The 25825-nt window shown below is 41.1% G+C and carries 21 protein-coding genes, 1 tRNA gene and 1 other annotated feature; of the genes, 2 read left to right on the top strand and 20 right to left on the bottom strand.

Features of this window, described 5'->3' with window-relative positions; all coding sequences use genetic code 11:
• Window positions 1–1188, bottom strand: a complete 1188-nt coding sequence (locus tag BBI08_RS06955) for a bifunctional folylpolyglutamate synthase/dihydrofolate synthase (protein WP_008498905.1) — start codon at window positions 1186–1188, stop codon at window positions 1–3.
• A gap of 71 nt (window positions 1189–1259) precedes the next feature.
• Here BBI08_RS06955 and BBI08_RS06950 point away from each other — a divergent pair, with 71 nt between their 5' ends.
• Window positions 1260–2123, top strand: a complete 864-nt coding sequence (locus BBI08_RS06950; RefSeq protein WP_008498904.1) for an ATP-grasp domain-containing protein — start codon at window positions 1260–1262, stop codon at window positions 2121–2123.
• Window positions 2120–2917, top strand: coding sequence for an ATP-grasp domain-containing protein (locus tag BBI08_RS06945; RefSeq protein WP_008498903.1), 798 nt, complete (start codon window positions 2120–2122; stop codon window positions 2915–2917). The genes BBI08_RS06950 and BBI08_RS06945 overlap by 4 nt, the downstream gene beginning before the upstream one ends.
• Before the next feature lie 280 nt (window positions 2918–3197).
• Here the strand turns inward: BBI08_RS06945 and BBI08_RS06940 are convergent, their stop codons facing one another.
• The 19 genes from BBI08_RS06940 to sdhB form a co-directional block, all read right to left on the bottom strand.
• Window positions 3198–5831: a valine--tRNA ligase gene (locus BBI08_RS06940; protein WP_008498902.1), complete on the bottom strand. Its 2634-nt coding sequence runs from the start codon at window positions 5829–5831 to the stop codon at window positions 3198–3200.
• A 50-nt stretch (window positions 5832–5881) separates the two neighbouring features.
• Window positions 5882–6102, bottom strand: a binding site (T-box leader).
• 1602 nt (window positions 6103–7704) lie between these two features.
• Window positions 7705–8991, bottom strand: a complete 1287-nt coding sequence (gene hemL / locus BBI08_RS06935; RefSeq protein ID WP_008496523.1) for a glutamate-1-semialdehyde 2,1-aminomutase — start codon at window positions 8989–8991, stop codon at window positions 7705–7707.
• Complete coding sequence (gene hemB, locus BBI08_RS06930) at window positions 8988–9971, bottom strand: porphobilinogen synthase (RefSeq protein WP_065527894.1); 984 nt, start codon at window positions 9969–9971, stop codon at window positions 8988–8990. The genes hemL and hemB overlap by 4 nt, the downstream gene beginning before the upstream one ends.
• Entirely contained in the window at window positions 9968–10669 is a 702-nt protein-coding gene (locus BBI08_RS06925) for a uroporphyrinogen-III synthase (RefSeq protein ID WP_008496521.1), read from the bottom strand. Before BBI08_RS06925 ends, hemB begins: the two co-directional genes overlap by 4 nt.
• A complete protein-coding gene (hemC, locus tag BBI08_RS06920; RefSeq protein WP_008496520.1) occupies window positions 10662–11591 on the bottom strand; it encodes a hydroxymethylbilane synthase in 930 nt (309 codons plus the stop codon). Before hemC ends, BBI08_RS06925 begins: the two co-directional genes overlap by 8 nt.
• Window positions 11592–11608: 17 nt before the next feature.
• A complete protein-coding gene (gene ccsA, locus BBI08_RS06915; RefSeq protein WP_065527893.1) occupies window positions 11609–12439 on the bottom strand; it encodes a cytochrome c biogenesis protein CcsA in 831 nt (276 codons plus the stop codon).
• Window positions 12440–12523: 84 nt separating this feature from the next.
• Complete coding sequence (gene hemA / locus BBI08_RS06910) at window positions 12524–13897, bottom strand: glutamyl-tRNA reductase (RefSeq protein ID WP_008496518.1); 1374 nt, start codon at window positions 13895–13897, stop codon at window positions 12524–12526.
• A gap of 284 nt (window positions 13898–14181) precedes the next feature.
• Entirely contained in the window at window positions 14182–14763 is a 582-nt protein-coding gene (yihA, locus tag BBI08_RS06905) for a ribosome biogenesis GTP-binding protein YihA/YsxC (RefSeq protein WP_008496516.1), read from the bottom strand.
• Window positions 14760–17087 carry an endopeptidase La gene (gene lon, locus BBI08_RS06900; RefSeq protein WP_065527892.1) on the bottom strand — a complete coding sequence of 776 codons (2328 nt, stop codon included), beginning with the start codon at window positions 17085–17087 and terminating at the stop codon, window positions 14760–14762. Before lon ends, yihA begins: the two co-directional genes overlap by 4 nt.
• 193 nt (window positions 17088–17280) lie before the next feature.
• The gene (gene clpX / locus BBI08_RS06895; RefSeq protein WP_008496512.1) at window positions 17281–18552 is read right to left on the bottom strand and encodes an ATP-dependent protease ATP-binding subunit ClpX; all 1272 of its coding nucleotides are present in this window, start codon (window positions 18550–18552) and stop codon (window positions 17281–17283) included.
• A gap of 174 nt (window positions 18553–18726) precedes the next feature.
• On the bottom strand, window positions 18727–20013 hold the full coding sequence (gene tig, locus BBI08_RS06890) for a trigger factor (RefSeq protein WP_065527891.1): 1287 nt from the start codon (window positions 20011–20013) through the stop codon (window positions 18727–18729).
• Between the two features lie 103 nt (window positions 20014–20116).
• Window positions 20117–21127: a tetratricopeptide repeat protein gene (locus tag BBI08_RS06885; RefSeq protein ID WP_236610125.1), complete on the bottom strand. Its 1011-nt coding sequence runs from the start codon at window positions 21125–21127 to the stop codon at window positions 20117–20119.
• A gap of 246 nt (window positions 21128–21373) precedes the next feature.
• A tRNA-Arg gene (locus BBI08_RS06880) sits at window positions 21374–21447 on the bottom strand.
• 144 nt (window positions 21448–21591) lie between these two features.
• A complete protein-coding gene (locus BBI08_RS06875; protein WP_008496509.1) occupies window positions 21592–22197 on the bottom strand; it encodes an XTP/dITP diphosphatase in 606 nt (201 codons plus the stop codon).
• Window positions 22194–22943 carry a ribonuclease PH gene (rph, locus tag BBI08_RS06870; protein ID WP_008496508.1) on the bottom strand — a complete coding sequence of 250 codons (750 nt, stop codon included), beginning with the start codon at window positions 22941–22943 and terminating at the stop codon, window positions 22194–22196. The genes BBI08_RS06875 and rph overlap by 4 nt, the downstream gene beginning before the upstream one ends.
• 76 nt (window positions 22944–23019) lie before the next feature.
• The gene (gene racE / locus BBI08_RS06865) at window positions 23020–23823 is read right to left on the bottom strand and encodes a glutamate racemase (protein WP_065527890.1); all 804 of its coding nucleotides are present in this window, start codon (window positions 23821–23823) and stop codon (window positions 23020–23022) included.
• Window positions 23824–23839: 16 nt separating this feature from the next.
• Entirely contained in the window at window positions 23840–24292 is a 453-nt protein-coding gene (locus tag BBI08_RS06860; RefSeq protein ID WP_008496507.1) for a MarR family winged helix-turn-helix transcriptional regulator, read from the bottom strand.
• Between the two features lie 74 nt (window positions 24293–24366).
• Window positions 24367–24834 (bottom strand): acyl-CoA thioesterase, encoded by a 468-nt coding sequence (locus tag BBI08_RS06855; RefSeq protein ID WP_065527889.1) that lies wholly within the window; start codon window positions 24832–24834, stop codon window positions 24367–24369.
• A gap of 201 nt (window positions 24835–25035) precedes the next feature.
• A complete protein-coding gene (sdhB, locus tag BBI08_RS06850; RefSeq protein ID WP_065527888.1) occupies window positions 25036–25806 on the bottom strand; it encodes a succinate dehydrogenase iron-sulfur subunit in 771 nt (256 codons plus the stop codon).
• Window positions 25807–25825 lie beyond the last annotated feature (19 nt).

The raw sequence follows: 25825 nt of genomic DNA, 5'->3' as shown, positions 1-25825 counted from the left end.
TTATTCTTGATAAAGACGGAAAAATGAATACTTAGCGTTTCTTAGAAGGGATAGTAAATATAAAGAACCCGTGACTAAAGTCACTTCATCTTTTTCGCATACAGGTAATATATCATTATATTTTAGTATTGTCTTCCTTTTTATACCACATTCTAATAATAGTTTTTCGGCTGGTAACGCTTTCTCATAATCAAACTCTATAAAAGTGAAATGGTCGCTTATTGTTTCCAATTCACGAAGTACATTTATATAATCTTTATCTTTAAGAATCCCCATTACTACATGGATAGAACGGCCTGGATACACTTCCCTCACCGTCTTGACTAAGGCTTCTGCACTCGCTTGATTATGCGCTCCATCAAAAATAACCCCCGGAAAAACTTCTTCAAAACGATAGGCAATATTTGCGGATGACAAAGCATTTATGGCTTTTTCTTCACTAAAGTCTTTTCTAAGCAGCTCTTTAGCAGCTTCCATAGCTAAACTAGCATTTCCTAATTGATGAGGCCCTTTCAATTTTAACGAGAGGTCTTTAAAGGCTTTAGGCCTAATCACTTCAGCATGAAGATCATTCGCAGTTTTCCGAATAATCGCTAGCGATTTTTCTGGCAGTTCTCCAATTACAACAGGCTGCCATTTTTTTATAATCCCTGCTTTATGCCAAGTGATTTCTTCTATTGAATTTCCTAAGAAATTAATGTGATCAATAGAAATTGACGGGATTATCGCAATTTCGGGGATAATCACATTCGTACTATCTAAAGCTCCACCCATACCCGCTTCTATAATCGCAAAGTCAGGTGCGTGTTTTCTGAAAACCAATAATGCCGCTATCGTTAACAATTCAAAATCTGTTAATGGTGTTTTCACATGACTTAGCTGTTGCATAATGGGTTCAAGTTCCTGGGGACTAATGGGATTACTATTTAACTGAATTTGATCATGGAGGTCCTCAATGCATGGTGAATAAAAGTTACCGACAGAATATCCATGAGCCTGCAGTATGCTAGATAAAAAAGTCGCAGTTGATCCTTTTCCATTTGTTCCTGCTAAGTGAATGAACTTTCCACCTTTATGTGGATTACCAACTTCTTCAAGAGCTGCTGTAATGGCTTCTAAACCTGGGTGAATGGCAGTATCTGTTTGGATACTCCATTTTTCTTTATAATGTTCAAGTCCAATTATCATTAGTAGCCTCATTTCTTCAATAAACATGATACACTTTTTGAGTATGATTATAGCACGAAGGTGGAATCGATATGACGAGTTGTTGGGTGATTTACAACGGAAGCTTAGTTTCCGATAAATTTGCAGACCAAGCGAGTTTAGTTGCTGAAGCAGCACAACGAGCAGGCGTATCTGTAAAAATTATGAAAAATTATGAAACTATTATGGATTTATCAGTAAATTTAAGTATACCTGATTTTGCAATATTATTGGATAAGGATATTTTACTAGGCTATTTTTTAAAAAGCCGTGGTGTTCCCGTTTACAACGATCCGGCCGTTATTGATTTATGTGACAATAAAGCCACACAATATGTACAGTTGGCCGCTCACGACTTGCCAATGCCAAGGACTATCGTAGCTCCAAAAGTTTATCCGAATTTCTCGATCATTCATTCGGGTTATTTTGAAAAAGTCATTGCACGCTTGAAACTACCGATGATTATAAAAGAAGGACATGGTTCTTTCGGTATGAAAGTATATTTGATTGAAACAGAACAACAATTTTACGAAAAAGTCGAGAGCCTCAGAGGAATTGATTTTGTCTTTCAAGAATTTATCGAATCGAGCCGTGGTCGCGATATACGCGTTAATATTGTTGGTGGACGAATTGTAGCTGCCATGCATCGCCATTCAACAACCGATTTCCGCGCCAATATTACCAATGGCGGTGTGGCATCCCCGATCGAATTAACTCCAGCACAACAAGAAGTTGCGCTAGCTGCCGCCCAAGCAGTCGGTGCAACTTTTGCAGGTGTTGATTTGTTATATGGAGAAAGTGAAAAACCTCTCGTTTGTGAAGTCAATGCTGCTGCACACATCCGCAATATTTTGAATGTCACTGGAATCAATGTTGCAGATGCCATGATTGCTTATATATTGGAGGACTTGTCATGAAACTTCTTTATGAAACACAAGATGCAAAACGGAATCATGGGTTTATAGATGAATTACAGCGATTTGGACATTTTGATTTGGTCGAATGGGACGACTGGAGCGATGAAGGACTGACACGACTGGCGGCTAATCTAGTCGGTGAACTCGTTGTCTTTCGCGCACGACGACCAAAAGCCGCTCGTTTTTTAGAAGATCAAGGCCTTCACTTGATCAATCGCGCAGAAGTGAATCGCGTTGCCAACGACAAATGGAAAAGTTTTGAGTTGTTTATGTTGCTCGGTGTTCCTACTATACCAAGTTACCGACAAGCACCCGAATATCCGTGCGTGGTAAAAACTATGGACGGACATGGCGGTTCAGAAGTATGGCTACTCCATTCAGATGAAGATATACCAATCACCACTTCTCCCCTACTTTTCCAACCGATTATTGCGCACGTGGCTGATATTCGTGCTTATGTAATAGGTACCAAAGTAGTTGGTGCCGTAAAACGCATTTCGACTGATTCCTTTAAAGCCAATTACTCACTAGGCGCAACAGTTGAAAAATACATCTTAACAGCAGCTCAAGAAAAAGACGTATTGCGCATTGCACGTGCGTTAAATAGCGACTATGTTGGAATAGACTTTTTGCTACTTGAAGATGGACGGCATGTATTTAATGAAATCGAAGATCCCGTCGGAGCCCGTTCGTTTTACAAAACGCATGACGAAAATATTGCGGAACTATTTGTCGAACACATACAAAAAACGGAAAAACATGCTCCTTTTCAGCGGGAAGATCGACTGAAATAATTTCTATTTAAGTTAGACTAGATTCTCCACCTTTTTTTCCACTATCTTTTATAAAAACAACGTATAAATATAGGCACACCTGATTTAGTAAATTTCTTAGCGCAGGCGCGGCCAAGGGCTAAGCGAAGCAAGAAGACTGGCATTCTTTGCCTGGCTTTTTGCGAGAGCTATGCCCAAAGCGGCCGAAGCGATTTGAAATATTAGTTTTATAGTTCAACTTATTAGCTTGTGAACCATTAAAAAAACCGCTCTCCCATTATGGGAAAGCGGTTTTGTCGTTTTATAGATTTTTTAGTTCTTCAATGCGTTTTTCAACTGTTGCGTGTTTTTCCATGTAATCAGCTTGTTTCGCACGTTCTTCAGCAACTACTGCTTCTGGTGCTTTTGAAACAAAGCGTTCATTCGATAGTTTACCACTAACGAGTTTTACTTCTTTTGCCCATTTTTCAAGTTCTTTGTTTAAACGAGCAAGCTCTGCATCAATATCGATCAAGCCTTCAAGTGGCATGAACAATTCAGCACCTGATACTACTGCTGACATCGATTTTTCAGGAGCTACGATGTTTTCACCAATTGTTAAGGTTTCTGGATTACAGAAACGTTCGATGTAGGCTGCGTTGGCTTCTAATACCGCATGAGTGTTGGCATCTTTTGCTGAAATCGTCAACGGCACTTTTTTGCTCATTGGCGACTGTACTTCTGCTCGAATCGTACGTACTGAACGAATCACGTCCATTAATAATTTCATACTAGAAGACTGACTTTGGTTTGTTAACGAGTCATCTACTGTTGGCCAAGCTGCAATCGTAATCGATTCGCCTTCGTGCGGCAAGTTCTGCCAAATTTCTTCTGTGATAAATGGCATGAACGGATGCAATAAACGCATTGTGTTATCAAGTACATAAGCAAGTACCGAACGCGTCATCTTCTTCGCTCTTTCGTCTTCACCGTATAATGGCAATTTCGACATTTCGATATACCAGTCACAGAAATCATCCCAGATGAAATTATAAAGCGAACGTCCAACTTCACCAAATTCATAGCGTTCTGCAAGTTCTGTCACTTGTTCAATAGTTTCATTTAAACGAGTTAAAATCCATGAATCGGCAACTGACTTTTTGCCTGATAAGTCGATTTGGTCGTATGTCATGCCTTCCATGTTCATCAATGCAAAACGAGACGCATTCCAGATTTTATTGGCAAAGTTCCATACCGACTCAACTTTGTCGTTCGCATAACGAAGATCTTGTCCTGGAGACGATGCTGTCGCTAAGAAATAACGCAGTGAATCTGCTCCGTACTGAGAAATCACGTCCATTGGATCGACGCCGTTACCAAGTGATTTCGACATTTTGCGTCCTTCTGCATCGCGTACCAGTCCGTGAATCAATACGTCTTTAAACGGTTTTTCACCAGTGAATTCTAATGCTTGGAAAATCATACGCGATACCCAGAAGTTGATGATGTCATAGCCTGTAACTAATGCATCTGTTGGGTAGTAACGGCTAAGATCATCGTTTTCTTCTGGCCAGCCAAGTGTTGAGAACGGCCACAAGGCAGATGAGAACCATGTGTCTAGTACATCTTCGTCTTGTGTCCAGTTTTCAGCGTCCGCTGGTGCTTCGTGTCCTACGTAAATCTCATTTGTTTCGTTATGATACCAAGCTGGAATTTGATGTCCCCACCACAATTGACGGGAAATACACCAGTCGCGTATGTTTTCCATCCAGTGTAAATACGTTTTCTCGAAACGATCTGGCACAAAATTAACACCGTCTCCACTTTTTTGTGCTTCTACAGATGCAGCAGCAAGTGGTTGCATATCAACAAACCATTGAGTGGATAAATAAGGTTCCACTACAGCACCGCTACGCTCTGAGTGACCAACTGAATGAATATGCTCTTCGATTTCGAACAACACGTCCATGTCTTGTAAGTCTTTAACGATTTGTTTACGGCATTCGAAACGATCAAGCCCTTCGTATTTACCAGCGTTTTCGTTCATTGAACCGTCTTCGTTCATCACAAGTACACGTTCTAAATTATGACGGTTCCCAATTTCAAAGTCATTTGGGTCATGAGCCGGTGTGATTTTAACAGCACCACTTCCAAATTCTCTATCTACGTAATCGTCTGCAACAATTTCAATTTCGCGACCAACGATTGGCAAAATAACTTTTTTGCCAATTAAATGCTTATAGCGATCATCTTTCGGGTGAACCGCGACAGCCGTATCGCCAAGCATTGTTTCTGGTCGTGTCGTGGCAATTTCAATGTGTCCACTGCCGTCAGCAAGCGGGTAACGCATATGATAAAAAGCACCTTTTACGTCTTTATGAATTACTTCAATATCCGAAATTGCCGTTTGTGTATTCGGGTCCCAGTTGATGATGTATTTACCGCGGTAAATGAGTTTTTTCTCGTATAGTTTTACAAATACTTCACGTACGGCTTTTGACAATCCGTCATCTAATGTGAAACGCTCACGCGAATAATCAAGTCCTAAACCTAATTTAGCCCATTGCTCGCGGATATGTCCTGCGTATTGATCTTTCCATTTCCATGATTCTTCAAGAAACGCTTCGCGTCCTAAATCGTAACGTGAACGTCCTTCTTCTTTTAGTTTGCCTTCTACTTTGGCTTGCGTTGCAATACCAGCATGGTCCATTCCTGGAAGCCATAATGCGTCAAAACCTTGCATACGTTTCATGCGTGTCATGATGTCTTGTAATGTTGTGTCCCAAGCATGACCTAAGTGTAGCTTGCCGGTAACGTTTGGTGGAGGAATTACGATGGTATACGGCGTTTTGCCGCTTTCTGGTTTTGCTTCAAAGAATTTTTTGTCGACCCACCAATCATAACGGCCTTTTTCAATTGATTGCGGATCGTACTTTGTGGACATTTGTTCAGTCATGGGAATTCCTCCTTTAATTTCTGGTAGAACGCAAAAAACTCCTGTCGTCTGTAAAGGACGAAGGAGTTTTTCGCGGTACCACCTTTATACACAGGTCTAGTTACAGACCTGGCTCTCAAGTTTCATAACGGATGTTAAGTCCGGTTCCCGCTACTCATTTCACGGCAACTGCTCCGAGGTGACATTCAACTATACGCCATAAAGACCTCTCACCAAATGGTCTTCTCTCTGAAATGCCCGTATACCCTACTATCCTCATCAACGCATGAATATCTAATTACTCTTATTGTACTCAAAAGAAGGTTTTAGCGTCAAGTTATTTTAGTATTGTTGGGTTAGTGTGATTTGCTTTCTTATGTGGCTTCGAGTGCTTTGTATGCGAACTTCTTTTTAGATAGATGGAATGGATTGAATGTGTCACCTTCTTATAACGATTCGGTCGCTTTGGGCATGGCTCCTGCGATAAGCCTGGAAGTGCACTAGTCTTTTCGCTTCGCCTAGCCCTTGGACGCGCCTCGCTTTGTGAATGAACATCTTTTTAATTGGGCTGGGGTGTTAGGTTGCATCGCTTTCTTTTGTCGCTTCGGTCGCTTTGGGCATGGCTCTCGCGATAAGCCGGGAAGTGCACCGGTCTTTTCGCTTCGCCTAGCCCTTGGACGCGCCTCGCTAGGTGTGGGAACATCTTTTTGGTTGGGTCTTGTAGATAGTTTGCATCGTTTTCTTATGTCGCTTCGGACGCTTTGGGCATGGCTCCTGCGATAAGCCTGGAAGTGCACCAGTCTTTTCGCTTCGCCTAGCCCTTGGACGCGCCTCGCTTGGTGAATGGACACCTTTTTATGGAGTGGTTTGGATAGGTTTTGTCGCTTTCTTATTCCGCCTCGGTCGCTTTGGGCATGGCTCTCGCGATAAGCCCGGAAGTGCACCAGTCTTTTCGCTTCGCCTAGCCCTTGAACGCGTCGAAGCTTAGTGTGGGAACATCTTTTTAGTTGGGTCTTGTAGATAGTTTACATCGCTTTCTTTTGTCGCTTCGGTCGCTTTGGGCATGGCTCTCGCGATAAGCCGGGAAGTACACCAGTCTTTTCGCTTCGCCTAGCCCTTGGACGAGCATCGCTTTGTGAATGAACATCTTTTTGATTGGGCTGGGGTGTTAGGTTGCTTCGCTTTCTTTTGTCGCTTCGGTCGCTTTGGGCATGGCTCTCGCGATAAGCCTGGAAGTACACCAGTCTTTTCGCTTCGCCTAGCCCTTGGACGCGCCGAAGCTTGGTGAATGAACATCTTTTTGATTGGGCTGGGGTGTTAGGTTGCTTCGCTTTCTTTTGTCGCTTCGAGCGCTTTGGGCATGGCTCTCGCGATAAGCCTGGAAGTGCACCGGTCTTTTCGCATCGCCTAGCCCTTGGACGCGCCGAAGCTTAATGAGTGAACTTCATTTAGGTTGAGTTAATGGGTTGAATTTATCGCTTTCTCTTGTTTCTACAAACCAGGGGTTTTTTATAACATAAATGTGCATAAAAAACGAAGAGGCTTATCAGCATTGTTTCATTATTATTCTTGAATGATATTCATTAAAAAAATATTACTTTTATTCAGCAAGATAACTTTCTATTAAAGTCATATGACTAGCTGATTGGAGTGCAGATGCTCGACTCCTGCGGCATCAGCACGAGCCGAAGACCCTGGAGCGAACAGCGTGAGTGAAGCGGCTGAGGCTGTGCCCGCGGAAAGCGAGCATCGGAACGGAAAACAACGATTTCCTACAACCGGAAATTTTGCACTGTTAAATGTGCATCTAAATAGATAAAAATCACCACATATAAAAAAGAGCTATCCGCAAAAAACATTTTCGTGTCTTCTTGGGATAGCTCTACTTATTTTATTAACGTGCCAGTTTAGCAAATACGGTATGGAATGCTTCTACGGTTTTTGCGATATGCTCTTCCGTATGGGCAGTCGATAGGAACATGCCTTCAAACTGGGAAGGTGGCAAGTAAATGCCTTCTTCCGCCATCAAGCGGTAGTAATTTGCGAACAGTTCAAGGTCAGAAGTTTTTGCTGATTCGAAATCAACTACGTCTTCATTTGTGAAGAATACCCCAATCATTGAACCTGCACGGTTAACTGTGTGCGGGATGTTGTATTTTGTTGCAGCTTCGCGGAATCCTTTTTCTAGTTGATCACCGCGTTCGATGAACGTGTCATAGCTTTCTTCTGATAAGCGTGAAAGTGTTTCAAAGCCTGCACGCATGGCAAGTGGGTTACCAGATAATGTACCTGCTTGGTAAATCGAGCCACTTGGTGCAACTTGTTCCATAATTTCACGTTTGCCTCCGAATGCACCGACTGGTAAACCGCCACCGATTACTTTGCCGAGACAAGTCATATCTGGTGTTACACCATAATAGCCTTGTGCACAGTTATAACCTACACGGAATCCTGTCATAACTTCATCGAAAATTAGCACTGTGCCATTTTCTTGAGTTAAGTTGCGAAGTTCCATTAAGAACCCTTCGCTTGGAGGCACAACGCCCATATTACCTGCAACTGGTTCTACAATAACAGCCGCTAATTCATTGCCGAACTCTTGAAAAGCTAAACGCACGCTTTCAAGGTCATTGAAAGGTACTGTAATGGTGTTTTGAGCAACTGATGCTGGAACACCAGGTGAGTCTGGCAAACCTAAAGTTGCAACGCCTGAACCTGCTTTGATTAACAAGCTGTCGCCATGGCCGTGGTAGCAGCCTTCAAATTTCAAGATTTTGTCGCGGCCAGTGTAGCCACGAGCTACGCGCAATGCGCTCATCGTCGCTTCTGTTCCAGAAGACACCATACGCACCATTTCGATTGACGGCACACGGTCCATGACTAATTTTGCCATTTGGTTTTCTAGTTCTGTTGGTGCACCGAACGATGTTCCAAGTGCAGCCGTTTCTTGAATGGCTTTGACGACATCTTCTTGTGCGTGACCTAAAATAAGTGGACCATAAGACAAAACGTAGTCGATATACGTGTTGCCATCAACGTCTTTAATTGTCGCGCCACTTCCAGATTGCATGAAAATCGGATCCATATTGACTGATTTAAACGCACGAACCGGGCTGTTAACGCCGCCCGGCATTAAAGTTTTGGCTTCCGTAAATGCGGCTAATGATTTTTCGTATGTCATTCTTTTTCCTCCAACCAGCGTGCTGCGTCTTTTGCGTGATACGTCATAACGATATCCGCTCCTGCGCGCTTCATGCTTAATAAAGTTTCCAAAACGATTTTTTTCTCGTCAATCCAGCCATTTGCTGCAGCTGCTTTGACCATCGCGTATTCACCTGAAACGTTGTAGGCAACGATGGGAATATCGAAATTGTCGCGAACTTCGCGAATAATATCCAAATACGACAATGCTGGTTTAACAATCATGAAATCTGCGCCTTCTTGAACATCAGAAGCTGTTTCACGCAACGCTTCCATACGGTTTGCCGGGTCCATTTGATAGGTTTTCCGGTCTCCAAATTGAGGCGTGCTGTGAGCTGCTTCGCGGAAAGGTCCGTAATAGGCAGAGGAATATTTAACGCCGTAAGACATAATTGGCGTATTATCAAATCCGGCTTGGTCTAATCCGTAACGAATCGCTGCAACAAAACCGTCCATCATATTTGATGGTGCAATAATATCAGCTCCCGCTTTTGCTTGAGACACAGCAGTACGCGCCAATAAATCAAGTGATTCATCATTTAAGATAACACCCTCTTCGATTACGCCGCAATGGCCATGATCGGTATACTGACAAAGACATGTATCAGCGATAACGACTAATTCTGGATGACGTTTTTTCGCAAACCGAATTGCTTCTTGCGTGATGCCGTGATCATGGTACGCTTGCGTTCCGACTGCATCTTTTTCATTTGGTACGCCGAAAAGAATAACGGAAGGAATACCAAGATCAACCACTTCATCCAGCTCTACACCTAAATTATCCATCGAAAACTGGAATACACCAGGCATTGATGAAATTTCGTTTTTTATATTTTCTCCTTCAACTACAAAAATCGGATAAATAAAATCCTCTTTATGTAAGCTTGTTTCGCGAACCATTGAACGAAGATTAGCTGAACCGCGTAAACGGCGATGACGATTAAAATTCAATTCTTTCATGTAAACAAACTTCCTTTCGCTATTTCATTGATGACTTCAATATACGTATATCTTTCAGGCATAAAATCCACTGTGCCACCATTATCGGTAATGGCTTTTTTCGTTACGTGACCAATTGCAGCGACTTGGATATTAGACCAATTGCCCCCTGCTTGACGATAGGCTTTTACCGCAGAAGGACTAGCAAACAAAACAATAACGTCTTTGAATTGAGTTATAGTTTTCGCATTCTCACCGTTTAACGCAGTATCGTAAACCGTCCATTCATCAACTTGCATGGACATAGTGGAGATGGTGTTTTTCGCCATTTGCCCTTTAATAAACAAACATTTTGCTCTTCCTGAGACGGGCGGGAATTCTTGGATAAACTGATCCGCACTAAACACTTTCGGAATAAACTCCACTTGGTGACCATGTCTTTCTAAAACTGCCGCCGTCTGATTACCGACTGCGGCAATTTTAGCTGACACGGTTTCATTGAACGAACAAAACACTTCTGCGCTTGTACGACTTGTGAAAATGAGCCAGTCATATTCCGTAAAATCCGGCTTTTGTGACTGGCGAACAATTGTTTCAACAAGTGGAACGTACTTTGTTATTGCTCCAAATGATTGTGCATGAGAAATCGCTTCTACCGGTTTTCTAGAACCGGTAAAAACGATTGTTTTTCCTTCAAGCAGTTTTTTGCTATTAGACATTACTTTCAGCTTTGACACGTTGAATTAAATCGTAACCGCCTTGAGCACTAATTTTCTCAGCAACAATCCGTCCTGCTTCGATTGGGTCATGGCTAATTGCCATTTCTTTAAACACTTGGTCAGCTTCTGGTGAAGAAATAAGTCCTGTAAACGTTACTTCTCCATTATTCACTGTTGCATATCCAGCGATAGGCACTTGGCAGCTGCCATCCATATCTTTAAGGAATTTACGTTCAGCGTTTACTGCTAAAGCTGTATCTTCATGATTTAGTTTTGCTAATTCACTAAGAAGTTCTGTATCTTCCACGCGGCACTCAATCCCGAGTGATCCTTGTCCGATTGCTGGTAGACATTCATCCACTTCAAGGAATTCTGTTACTAAATCATCTTTCCAACCCATACGTTTTAACCCAGCTGCCGCTAAAATAATGGCGTCAAAATCACCTGCTTGCAGTTTTGCAAGACGTGTGTCGATATTGCCGCGAATCCATTGAATATCAAGGTCAGGACGCAATAATAGCAATTGTGAACTACGGCGTAAGCTGCTTGTTCCAACAACTGCTCCAACTGGTAAGTCCAATAACTTTACATGGTCATTTGCAATATAGGCATCGCGAGGGTCTTCACGTTCCGGAATACAACCAATTGCCAAACCTTCCGGTAAAACAGAAGGCATATCTTTCATGCTGTGTACAGCAAAATCGATTTCGCGTTCAAAAAGTGCTTGCTCGATTTCTTTTACAAACAAGCCTTTTCCGCCAACTTTAGAAAGCATAACATCGACAATACGATCGCCTTTTGTCACAATTTCTTTTATTTCAAATTCAAAAGGTACACCTGCTGCTTTTAATTTATCAATAAACTGGTTTGTTTGAGTTAACGCTAGCTTGCTTCTTCTCGAACCTACAATAATTTTTCTCAATTATATCCTACCTCTCTTTAATACCAAAAATGAAAATCAGATAACCGACTGCCTAAAAAGAAATTGATGAGCAGCACTAAAAATAAATACGTATGAGCCAGTGCATAATTCATACCATTTAACGAACCTTTACGATGTCGCCAAAGAACCAAGCTGTATAATACCAGCAAAACAAAAGATCCGATAATCTTCATGTCTAATAATGAAAACTCCGGCAGTGAAATAACCGCCCATTGTAAACCGAGTACAAGTGACACAAACAACAATGAAATACCAACTAAAATTGAAATGGTCATAAATTGTTGGGTTTGTCCAAGCGATGGCAAATTTGCCCATTGTTTCGTCCATTTTTTCTTCTTAAGCATTCTATACAAAACCATGTGGAGCGCTGCAAACACAAACGACAACGAAAATGCCACATACGATAGAATCGCAAAACTAACATGGATAAACAATAATTCCGATACTAATGCATCGCCAACAGGTGATTGTTCGATTTGTACCGGTGAAAATGTGTGGATTGTCATAAAGATAAAACCAATAACATTGATGAAAAACACCACAAAATCAAATCGGTAAAATATCCTTAAAACGATCGACAATGTTACCAACAGCCAAGCATAAAAATAAATCCCTTCAAACAAAGTCAATACTGGAAAACGTTGGGTTTCAAAAATATACAATACTAAAAAAATGGTTTGTAATACCCACACAATGCCGAGTAAACTCATCGCAATGCGAATTGCTTTTTTTTCTTTATATAAATAATCTATAAAATAAAAAACAAGGCTGACAGCATATAGAATAACCATAGCTTCATGCAGCCTTGCCATTGTTATATCAGCCATTCCATTCCCCTTCATCTCCATAGTTAAAGGCGTTTCGTCTCTACATTTTAACATATAGATTCGAAAACGCCTCTTTTAAAAAGCTTAAAATGAATACCTGGGAGTTTCAGTTGATGAATTTTCGGTTTGATGTACAGCTTTATCCGTTTTCTTTTGTGGAGCTTTCGACTGTTTTTCTATTTCTTTTTCAACTTCCTCTTCGATACCAAAGATTTGCATGAATAGTTCTAGCTGTTCACGGGATTTAGGAGCCCCGCCCATTTCTTTCGCTTGCAAAATTGGATCTTTTAACAATTGGTTGATAATCGATTTGGTATGTTTATTAAGAATTTTCTTTTCACGATCCGTCAAATCCGGCATTTTGTTTTCAATACTCGCCATCGTCTCAGCCTGAATGCCAAGTGCTTTTTGGCGGAGGGCAGAAATTACCGGCACGACGCCAAGTGTTGTTAGCCAGTCGTTAAACTGGAGTGCTTCTTGATCGATCATTGTCATGATTTCACCCGCTGCACGTTCGCGCTCTGCTAAATTCGCTTCTACAATTCCTTGCATATCATCAATATCGTACAAAAAGACATTTGGTAAATCACCGATACGCGGATCCATATCACGTGGTACGGCAATATCAACCATAAACAACGGTTTGCCTTTACGAAGTTTTTCTACAAACTGCATCAATTCAAGATCAATGACGAAATCTGTTGAGCCTGTAGAAGAGATCAAAATATCCGCTTCTAACAATGCACATTGTAATTGACTCAACGGTTTTGCATTGCCACCAAATTTGTCAGCCAGTAATTCAGCTTTTTCGAATGTACGGTTAATAACCGTCACACGGTCCGCTCCACTGCCTTGCAAGTTTTTGATAGCCAATTCACCCATTTTTCCGGCCCCTAAAATAACAACGTGCTTGTTTTTAAGCGTGCCAAAAATCTTCTTACCAAGTTCAACAGCTGCATAAGAAACTGACACGGCATTTTCGCCAATCGCTGTTTCCGAATGCGCTCTTTTTGCCAAAGTTACAGCTTGTTTGAACAATTGATTAAAGATAGTTCCTGTCGTACCTTGCTCTTGTCCAGCAAGGAAACTATTTCTTACTTGACCCAAAATTTGAGTTTCACCCAATACCATCGAATCGATACCAGCCGTTACACGGAATAAATGCTCAATCGCCGCATCCTGCTCATGAATGAATAAGTACTGAGAAATCTCTTCTTTTGGTAAGCCAAAATAATCAGCAAGAAACTGCTTTACATAGTATTTACCTGTGTGAAGTTGATCCACGACTGCATAAATTTCCGTCCGGTTGCAGGTGGAAACAATCACGTTTTCCAATATGCTTTTTTGTTGTTTTAACGATTCCATCGCCTGTGGCAAATCATTTTCGATAAATGATAACTTTTCACGTATCTCCACAGGTGCAGAGCGATAATTCACACCGACTACTAATGTGTGCATGGGTACAAAACACCTTTCACGTTCAATATTTCATCTCTATTAAGTATAACACTTTTATGCATAATGTTGACTCTAAAATTGTGAACAAGGCATGAACCTAGCTCCTGATTATAATTATTATAAATTAATACTAGCAAACTGTTTTCCACGTCACAAGTATAACGCTCTTAGTCAGAATTAACTGTTAACGCATTAACAAGTTATGAAGATTTTAACCCTTAAAGTACATCACTATACCAAAATTCCACAACAAAAAGCGCAGCCCAAGGGCTGCGCTTTTTGTTTTACATTCTGCTTTCAATTTCTTGCCATGCTTCATCTTTACCCAATCCTGTTTCAGAAGAGAAGACGATTAATGGATCGGTTTTCTCCATCTCCAAAGTCGTGCGGACAATTTTCTTATGCTTGTCCCATTTACCTTTTGGAATTTTATCCGCTTTTGTTGCAATAATGATACATGGAATTTCAAAATGTTTCATGAAATCATACATAGCGACATCGTCTTTGCTTGGCGGATGACGTAAGTCAACGATTTGAATAACGGCACGCAATGGCTCACGGCCAGTAATATACCGTTCAATCATTTTGCCCCATGCTTCACGTTCGCTTTTTGATACTTTCGCATAACCATAACCTGGTACATCAACATAAAATAATTTCTCTTCAATTTTATAGAAGTTAAGAGTTTGTGTCTTACCTGGTTTTGATGAAATACGCGCCATGCTCTTGCGGCCAATCATTTTGTTGATAAAAGATGATTTACCAACGTTTGACCTTCCAGCTAAAGCAAATTCTGGCAAGCCGTCTTCTGGGTATTGATCTGGACGAACGGCACTGATAACTAGTTCTACATTATTAACTTTCATTCATTTTCTCCTTCTAAGGCGATTTCTAATGCCTCATCTGCTTGAGAGACCAATTTAAATGTCATCTCTTTGCGGATTGTCTCTGGAATGTCTTCCAGGTCTCGCTCATTGTCGATTGGCAAAATGATGGTTTTCAACCCAGCACGATGCGCGCTCAAGGTTTTTTCTTTAATTCCACCGATTGGGAGTACGCGTCCACGAAGGGTGATTTCGCCGGTCATGCCTACTTCACGTCGAATTGGACGTTTCGTTAACGCAGACACTAAAGCTGTTGCAATCGTAATCCCAGCAGATGGTCCGTCTTTCGGAACGGCACCTTCTGGAACGTGAATGTGAATATCATGCGATTCATGGAATTTCGGGTCGATGCCAAGTGATTCCGCACGTGCTCGAACAAACGACAAAGCAGTTTGTGCAGATTCTTTCATGACATCGCCAAGTTTACCAGTCAATTGCAGTTTACCTTTACCTGCAGACAATGAAACTTCAATTTGAAGTGTATCTCCGCCCACTGTGGTATAAGCTAGCCCAGTAGCAACACCCACTTGGTTTTCAGACTCTGCCATACCATAGCGGAATTTGCGTTTCCCAAGATAAGCCTCGACTTCTTTTTCTCCGACAACAACGTGTTCTTCTTCTTTTGAAACAATTTGTTTTGTTACTTTTCGGCAAATCGAAGCAATTTGACGTTCTAGCCCGCGGACTCCTGCTTCACGCGTATAGTAACGTACTACGTTTAACAAAGCATCCTCTTCAAACTGTAATTGTTCTGCCGATAAGCCGTGTTCTTTTAATTGCTTTGGAACCAAATGATTTTTCGCAATCATTTGTTTTTCGACTTCTGTATAGCCCGCAATCGTGATGACTTCCATCCGGTCACGCAGCGGTCCTGGAATTGATCCAAGATCATTCGCTGTGGCAATGAAAAGGACATTTGAAAGATTGTATGTCTCTTCAATGTAATGGTCACTAAACGAATTGTTTTGTTCTGGGTCCAATACTTCTAGCATCGCTGAAGATGGATCCCCACGGAAATCATTCGACATTTTATCGATTTCATCCAATAAGAACACAGGGTTCACAGTACCCGCTTTTTTCATTCCTTGAATGATTCGTCCAGGCATCGCCCCTACATATGTACGACGATGACCGCGGATTTCCGATTCATCACGAACGCCACCGAGTGAAACGCGAACAAAATTACGATCGAGTGACTCAGCAATCGACTTCGCTAATGAAGTTTTACCGACCCCAGGAGGTCCAACTAAACAAAGAATAGGTCCACGCAAAGAATTGGTCATTTGTTGTACAGCTAAATACTCCAGCACACGTTCTTTAACGCTTTCTAAACCGTCGTGGTCGCGATCTAATACGTCTTCAGCGTACTTAATATCCAACCGATCTTCTGTCGCTTCTGACCATGGAATCGTCACGAGCCATTCAATGTAATTACGAATAATGCCACTTTCTGCAGCCGCTGCAGGAAGTTTTTCGTAACGGTCAAGTTCTTTAAGAGCGGTTTTTTCCGTAGACTCTGGCATTTTTGCATCTTCAATCCGTTTTTTCAAATCAACAACTTCAGCTGATTTTCCGTCTTTATCGCCAAGTTCGGATTGAATGGCTTTCATCTGCTCGCGCAAATAAAATTCTTTTTGCGTTTGCTCCATTGCTTTTTTAACACGAAGGTTAATCTTTTTTTCAAGATCGACTACTTCTTGTTCACTGTGTAACCGAGTGATTAACAATTCTAAACGTTTGCTAATATCAAAGGTTTCCAAAACTTCTTGTTTTGCAGCTACTTTCATCGATAAATGAGAAGCGACCATATCTGCTAAACGCCCTGGTTCTTCAATATCCGCTACGGTATTGTACGTTTCAGTACTAACTTTTTTCGAACTTTTAGCGTAATTCTCGAAATGCTCCAACAACAAACGCATTAACGCATCTTGTTCGGCATCTCTTTCTGTTTCATCAGCAAAAGGAGTTACTTCTACCGTTGTGAAGTTTTCTTCTTCGTCATAATTTTTTAATTGGCCACGTTCTAATCCTTCAACCAATACACGAATCGTACCGTTTGGCAATTTCAACATTTGCTTCACATAAGCCAATGTTCCGATTTTGTGAAGATCTGCTCTTCTTGGCTCTTCAACGCTCATATCTTTTTGCGTTGCTAAAAAGACAATATTGTCATCTAGCATGGCTTTCTCTAATGCCGCTACAGAACGGTCGCGGCCAACATCTATATGCAGCACCATCGTCGGAAAAACAAGAAGTCCACGTAATGGTAATAATGGAACGTGTTTCGTTACTTTTTTCTTCGCCATCTAGGAAGTCACCTCCGGGGATATTTTAAACATGAATTAGTAGCATCTAATTTATAAGTTGCTTTGCTTTTCTAACAAAAACGGGCTAACTCAGAAGGTGCGGATGCGCACGATCAGAGTCAGCCCGTATCATCCTTTTGATTGGTTTAACGTTCCCCCAGTAAACTTTGCCTGCTGGGTGAAATTCCACTCATTACGCGGATGTTTTCTCATCGTTGTCGCTAACGTACTCTGAACCATCTTCTAAGATTAGTTTAGGTGGCACGCTATCGGCAACAGTTTCTTTTGTAATGACACATTCGACAATATCTTCACGTGAAGGTAAATCGAACATTACTTCAAGCATCGTGTTCTCAATAATTGAACGAAGTCCACGTGCACCAGTTTTGCGCTCAATTGCCAGTTTCGCAATTGCTACAAGTGCTTCAGGCTCAAACGTTAATTTGACGCCATCTAGCTCCATCATTTTCTGGTACTGCTTGATCAATGCATTTTTAGGTTCAGTCAAAATTTCAACTAACGCTTTTTCATCCAATTGTTCAAGGCTTGCCAATACAGGCAAACGACCGACAAATTCTGGAATCAAACCAAATTTCAATAAATCTTCCGGAATCAATTGGCTAAGCAATGATTTCTCGTCGATTTCTTCTTTGTTTGGGTTTGCACCGAAACCGATGATTTTATTGCCTAGACGGCGTTTAATAATTTGATCGACTCCGTCAAAAGCTCCACCTACGATAAATAATACATTCGTCGTATCGATTTGGATAAATTCTTGATGAGGATGCTTGCGTCCACCTTGAGGAGGTACGCTTGCAGTTGTGCCTTCTAAAATTTTCAGAAGTGCTTGCTGCACGCCTTCACCAGATACATCACGTGTAATTGATGTGTTCTCAGATTTACGGGCTACTTTATCAATTTCATCGATATAGATAATCCCTTTTTCTGCACGTTCAACGTCATAATCTGCTGCTTGAATCAGTTTGAGTAGAATGTTTTCTACGTCTTCACCGACATAACCTGCTTCAGTTAATGAAGTGGCGTCAGCAATAGCAAACGGCACATTCAGAATACGAGCCAATGTTTGTGCAAGCAAGGTTTTCCCGCTTCCTGTTGGTCCAATCAGTACGATATTCGATTTCGACAATTCAACGTCGTCAATCTTACTATTAGAATTTACGCGCTTGTAGTGATTATAAACTGCTACAGCCAATGATTTTTTCGCTTTTTCCTGACCGATCACATAGCCATTTAAAATGTCTAAAATTTCTTTTGGCTTAGGTACTTCTTTAAATTCTACTTCTTCGTCTGTACCAAGCTCTTCTTCTACGATTTCCGTACAAAGCTCAATACACTCGTCACAAATATAAACACCTGGTCCTGCCACCAGTTTACGAACTTGCTCTTGTGGTTTACCGCAAAACGAACATTTTAAATGCTCTTTTTCGTCATTGAATTTGAACAATGTATTCACCCCTATTCAAGCAATTATCTTACAAGATTATCGTAATTGTAGCAACTAATTAGATTCAGCGTCAATTTTGCTGCTACTTACATATAAAGCCGGTCTTCTATGTAGTGGAAAACAAGGTACGTTTCCGCACCTTGTTTTCCCTAAAACTTATATGTTACTTATGAGTTATTCAGAAATTTTAGCGTTGTCCACTAGGAACTCAACTGTGTTCTGCATACGGATATCATTTTCAAGCATTTCAGTTCCACCTAAAGCTGTTTTGATCTGTTCAATGTCCATGCTGAATTGAGCAGCCATTTTTTCAAGCTCTTTATCGATGTCTTCTGAAGTTACTTGCATGTTTTCAGCTTTAGCAATTGCTTCAAGTGTCATTGAAACGCGTACGCGTGTTTCAGCATCACCGTGCATTTGCTCACGAAGTGCAGCTTCGTCTTGACCAGAGAATTGGAAGTATAGCTCAAGGTTCATACCTTGTTGCGTTAAACGTTGTTCAAAATCGCTCATCATGCGATCCATTTCAGTGTGGATCATTGCATGAGGAATGTCGATTGTTGCATTTTCAGCAGCTTTTTGAACCAATTCGTCACGAAGTTTCGCATCAGCAGCTGATTTTTTCTCAGCAACTAAGCTATCTTTCATTTTTGTGCGTAGAGCTTCTAAGCTTTCAACTTCTGGGTCAATTTCTTTTGCCAATTCGTCGTTAAGCTCAGGAAGTTCTTTGCCTTTAACTTCGCTTACTTTTACTTTGAACGTTGCAGCTTTTCCTGCAAGTTCAGCAGCATGGTATTCTTCTGGGAAAGAAACTTCAACTTCTTTTTCTTCTCCAGCTTTAACGCCTACCAATTGCTCTTCAAATCCTGGGATGAATGAGTTTGAACCGATTTCAAGAGAATAATCATTTCCTTGTCCGCCTTCAAATGCTTCTCCATCTACAAATCCTTCGAAATCGATAACAGCTGTATCGCCTTCAACGATTGCTTCGTCTTCTTTAACAGTCAACTCAGCCAAACGCTCTTGGTTTTCTTTCAATTGTTTTTCGATATCTTCGTCAGTTACTTCTGTATCAGGTTTTGACGCTTCAAGACCTTTGTATTCGCCAAGCTCAACTTCAGGTTTTACGATTACTTTAGCAGTAAACACTAGAGGTTGGTTTTTTTCGATTGTTTCGATGTCGATTTCAGGACGGTCAACTGGGTTGATTCCTGCTTCTTCAACAGCGTTTGCGTATGCGTCAGGTAGGATGAAATCTAATGCATCCTGGTAAAGTGACTCAGCACCAAAACGTTTTTCGAACATTTGACGAGGCATTTTCCCTTTACGGAATCCTGGCACGTTGATTTCTTTAACAACTTTCTTAAACGCTTTATCAAGACCTGCGTTTACTTCTTCTGCAGGAACTTCTACTGTTAAGACTCCTGTGTTACCTTCTTGTTTTTCCCATTTTGCTGACATAATTATAAGCCCTCCAAACATTTTCTTAAAAGTCATTTAACGTTCTCTACGATTTTTGACAACTTCAATATTATAGCACAGATGCACGCAGGTTCAACTATTTCTACCCATTACGCATCTCAAACCAAAGTTCAGCCTGTTGAATCAACTCTAGCAGCTTTTCATCTTCACTAAATGAGCTTATTCCAGTAAATAACCCGGCCGTATAATCCATATACGCTTGTGCTATTTCTTTTTCATTAAAGTCATCCCACATAAACGGATATAGCAAGTAAATATGGCGTTCAAATAATTCTTTTACGAGTTCTAGACGAGTCGGATCTTTTTCTAAAGCTTCTTCCATAATAGCGGAGATTTTTTGTATGCGTCCGTCATTTACCGGATCAGGTAATTCACTAATTATGAATACCCCTTTGTAATGGAATTTTTGCACTCTTACTTCAGCATCAATCTTCTCTTGAGACAGCATAAATAATATGTATGTTTTCGTCAACAAATCCGCTTCTACATGTTCAATGATTGCCAGCAGCTTTTTTTTGAGAGCTTGATAAGATGTCGTTGGTAACGCTAGAATAAGTTGTTCTTGTTCTGAAGGATGTAACGATAGAAAGTTTTCAATCGCATACAGTGATGCATCCACTTTCTCTGACGTTGCATTCACTGAAATGCGTTCGTTCAATTCACGCAATTGCTGAAACTGCTCTAATCGCTCTTCAGGCAATACCTTTTCTTCTATTAAAACCTCGATCATCTTTTCTGCTTCTTCAAATTCACGGACTTGCATTAAAATACTTATGTATAGCTCCATCGTCTCCAAATAGTGGATAGGACCGATTTGCAACAATTCTCTGCACACTTCTAGAGCTTCCCCAAACTCTCCAAGCTCATACAGACAATAAGTATAGCCTCCCAGTGCAGCTGCGTGTTCAGGTTCGTAACTAAGCACCTGATACAGACTGTCCCGAGCATCTTCGTACTTCTCTTCTTTTAAATAAGTCATACCTTCTGCCAGTAAACGTTCCACTGTGGTTGGAAAGACAATGACATTCCCCTTGCGTTTCAACTCCCGGTATTTCTTTCGCACTTTACCACCTCTTTTGTGTTTCATAATCATATCATATTCCCTTTATGTAGAAAACAATAACCTCGATGCAACATACTTACTACAAAAGCTTTTGTTCATAGCTAAGTTCCATCACTTTCGCTAGAAAAGATAAGCCAATGCCTAGAACTACCTCTTCAAGTATAGTACGTCCTGAATGCGTAATGGTTTCAGTGTTCATCGAACGAATACAAAAAACCTTCTCTACGTTTAGTAAACGTAGAGAAGGTTTTTTGCGGATTATGTACATTCCTATAATGTCCCAGGAGGGATTCGAACCCCCGACCGACGCCTTAGAAGGGCGTTGCTCTATCCAGCTGAGCTACTGAGACCAAAGCTTTCTTAAAGTCTAGACGGTGGCGCCGGCTTTCGCTGACGGCTTTGCTTTTCTATTGAAAGACAATTTTAATTATAGAAATGATTTAAAGAAAAGTCAACGCTATTTTAAAAAAACATTAAAATAATTTTTCAACGACTTAGTTTTGTTCACTCAACCAATTCGGCATGCTTTGTTTAAGTTCACGCAATGCATTGCCACGATGTGAAATGGCTGCTTTTTCATGCGGCAATAACTCAGCCATTGCTTTTTCTAAACTCGGCACATAAAAAATTGGATCGTAACCAAAACCATTTTCGCCCCGACGTGTATCCAAAATTCTACCTTCGCATGACCCTGAGAAAGTTTGCGTTTGTTGTCCTGGAGCTGCGACTGCTAGCACGCATCGGAAACGTGCTGTGCGTTCGTTATCAGCCACGCCAGTTAATTTCTCAAGTACTTTATCGATATTCGCATTGTCGCTCTTTTCGCCACCTGCATAACGCGCAGAGTATACACCTGGTTCACCGTTTAACGCATCAACTTCTAAACCGCTATCGTCAGAAATAACCGGTATGTTCAACTCTTTCGATACCGCTTCTGCTTTTAAGATGGCGTTTTCTTCAAACGTTACACCGGTTTCTTCCACGTCCATATCTTGTGCTACATCTAGAAGCGTTAAAACTTCATATCCTAGTGGCGCAAGTAGCGCTTCAAAATCTTTTGCTTTTCCTTTATTTTGAGTTGCAATTACTATTCGTTTCATAGTTCTGCTGGCACCTTATCGCCAATTCGTTCAGCTAGTTCACCTAATGCATCTTGTTGCATCGCGATCAATTGACGAATTCCAGCTTCTCCAAGATCCAGTAACTCGTTCAACTGAGCACGCGTAAAGGTTGATTCTTCACCTGTGCCTTGCAGTTCAACAAAATGGCCTGCACCGGTCATCACTAAGTTCATATCTACTTCCGCACTTGAATCTTCAACATAATTCAAATCTAGAATCGGTCCATTTTCAGCAGTGACACCTACACTTGTAGCCGCTAGAAAATCCGTTACTGGAAATTCTGGTAACTCAAGCTTACCAATAGCCATTGTCATTGCGATAAAGGCACCTGTAATAGATGCTGTACGAGTTCCACCATCCGCTTGGATGACGTCGCAATCTATCCATAGCGTACGCTCGCCTAGTTTCTCTAAATCAACAACTGCGCGCAATGCACGGCCGATTAAACGTTGAATCTCCATTGTACGTCCACCGATTTTACCCGCAGAAGCTTCGCGGCGATTCCGGCTATTTGTCGCACGCGGTAACATGGAATATTCTGCTGTGATCCATCCTTTTCCTTGGCCACGTAAAAAACCTGGAACTTTTTCTTCAATGGTTGCCGTACAAATTACTTTTGTTTGGCCCACTGTGATTAATACCGAACCTTCTGGGTGAATCAAGTATTCAACGTCCACGGTTACGGGACGCAATTCGTTTGTTAGTCTATTATCTATGCGTGTCATTAAAATCCTCCTTAATATATGCTCAATAGCTTACCATATTTCGCACATAACGACAAAAACCTGACAGCATGAGCTATCAGGTTTTTGGAAATCGGATTGAATGAATGATCGGCTCTTCAATCTCCAACCACTTTCGAACAATTGAGCTAAAGATTTGGGTAGACCCCGATGTATAAAAACGGTGTACTGGAGGTTTTTCTCGTTTGGCAAATTGATTTTTGTAGTTTAAGTAACGTTCAACGTCTTTCGCTGTTTCTTCTGCTGACGAAAGAACATGGACAGTATCTCCAAGCACTTCTTCGATAAAACCTTGTAGCAAAGGATAATGGGTACAACCTAAAATGGCTGTATCGAATTCCTCATAAGCGATAGTTGCCAATGTTTCTTGAACAATCCGATGCGCAAATTCCCCTTCGTATTCATCACTTTCTACAAGAGGGACAAATCGCGGACATGCAAGCTGAACCACATGAGCTGAAGATACTAAAGACAAGATGGCTTTTTCATAAGCTCCACTTTTCACTGTCCCTGAAGTACCCAAAACGGCTATTTTATTGGTTGTGGAAGATTTAACCGCTGCGCGTGCTCCTGGAAAAATAACACCGATTACAGGAATCGGCAAGTTTTTTTGTAGAGAGTATAATGCAGCTGCTGTTGCCGTATTGCAGGCGATGACCAACATTTTTATGTTTTTTTTCATCAATGCATTAGCCATTTGCCACGTATAAGTCCGAACTTCCGATAGCGGACGCGGACCGTATGGACATCGCGCATTATCGCCAATATAACAAATTTGCTCATTCGGCAATAGCTTCATAATTTCTTTTGCGACAGTGAGTCCCCCGACTCCTGAATCAATTACTCCAATTGGCGCATTCAACGTCATCGCCTCTATCCTATTTCATGTTTGTGTGCAGTTTTTCAAGTAATGCTGCAAATTGCTCTGATTCATCTTCAGTAAAATCTTCTAATACCGTATTCAAGTATTCACGGCGCTTTTGAATTACTTCTTCAATTACCCGTTCGCCTTCTTTTAACAATTTGATCCGTACAACACGACGATCTTGTTCTTCTCGTATACGAACGACCATCTCATTTTTCTCCATGCGATCAACCAAGTCAGTTGTGGTGCTGAACGCTAAGAACATTTTGTTCGACAAATCGCCGATTGTCATATCTCCGTGTTCGAACAGCCATTGCAAGGCGACAAATTGAGGCGGTGTAATCGTATAGGAATTTAAAATTTCTCGTCCTTTTTGCTTAATAATACCCGAAATATAACGCAATTCTTTTTCCATAAATGCGATGCGTTCTAAATCATGTTTTGTTTCTTTGTAATTTTCATTCATAACTAGTTACCACTCCTCAAAAACCCTATCGTATTTCTATAGTGCAGGTTTTTTATCGATATAGCAAGAGCTCCTTATTTTTTTGCAACAGCTAATTGTTGCGATTGAAGCATTTCAATTTCTTCTTTCGTCCACGGATAGCCTCTATTTGTTTGCTTAGAAACTTGGACAATCGCTCCTCTACCGGTAAAACAAGTTTCTCCTTTTTCATTGACTGTCCAATAATGAACATCGACAGAAGAAGTACCAATTCGCGCGATTTTAACATGAACATCTAGTTTTTCATCAAAAAAGACTTGCTGCACAAAATCCACTTGCATATCTGCTACCACCGGAAACAACTCATTTCCTGGTTCAAGCCAGCGTTGCATCAAGCCCATCTCTTTCATAAATTCAATCCGTGCAAATTCAAAATAAGCGATTGGCACTGTATTGTTAACATGACCAAACATATCAGTTTCAGAAAAACGCACTTGAACGGGTGCAGAAAAGAAAAACTCTCGCTTCCACTCTTCGAAATCTTCAATGTAATTTGCTTTCATAGCGACCTCCAGAAAATTGACTTGTTGATTCAGCAAAATTCACGCGAGAACGCGCAGCTGATTTGGAAATCCCACTAAAATTTCCATCGTACTTGAATTATATATTTCATTTGATTAGTATATCAAAAACTTTAGAAAAGAGCAGGCGTTTTTCGTTAGACAAAAAGAAAAACCCCGCCTCAGCGGGGTTTTCACTAAATACTAGTCAACCATTCTGTCGCTTCCGAAGAAGTTACGGAACATTTGAACTGTTGTATCGCGGTTCAATGCTGCGATTGACGTTGTCAAAGGAATTCCTTTTGGACAAGATTCAACACAGTTTTGAGAGTTACCGCAGCCTGCTAATCCACCTTCATCCATGATCGCGTTCAAACGAGCATCGCGGTTCATAGCGCCAGTTGGATGCGCGTTCATCAAACGAACTTGTGAAAGTGGTGCAGCTCCGATAAAGTCAGATTTATCGTTGACATTCGGGCATGCTTCAAGACATACACCACAAGTCATACATTTAGAAAGTTCATAAGCCCATTGGCGTTTACGCTCAGGCATACGTGGTCCGTCTCCAAGGTCATGCGTACCATCAATTGGCACCCACGCTTTTACTTTCTTCAATGAGTCGAACATACGGCTGCGGTCAATGATAAGATCACGAACAACAGGGAATGTTTTCATCGGCTGAAGGCGGATTGGCTGTTCTAGTTGATCAACTAAAGCCGTACACGATTGACGCGCTTTGCCGTTGATGACCATAGAACATGCCCCACAAACTTCTTCAAGACAGTTCATGTCCCAAGTTACAGGCGTGGTTTTTTTCCCGTCCATGTTGACAGGGTTACGACGAATTTCCATCAATGCCGAAATGACATTCATGTTCATCTTATATGGCAATTCGAACTTTTCCCAATACGAATTTTCATCCGTAGAGTTTCTGCGTTCGATTTCAAATATTACCGTTTTTGCTGCTTCACCCATGGTAAATTAGCTCCCTTCA

Source organism: Planococcus halocryophilus (assembly GCF_001687585.2).
Lineage (GTDB): Bacteria > Bacillota > Bacilli > Bacillales_A > Planococcaceae > Planococcus > Planococcus halocryophilus.
The sequence above is the reverse complement of the archived record's forward strand: the minus strand, read 5'-3'. Positions and strand labels throughout refer to the sequence as shown.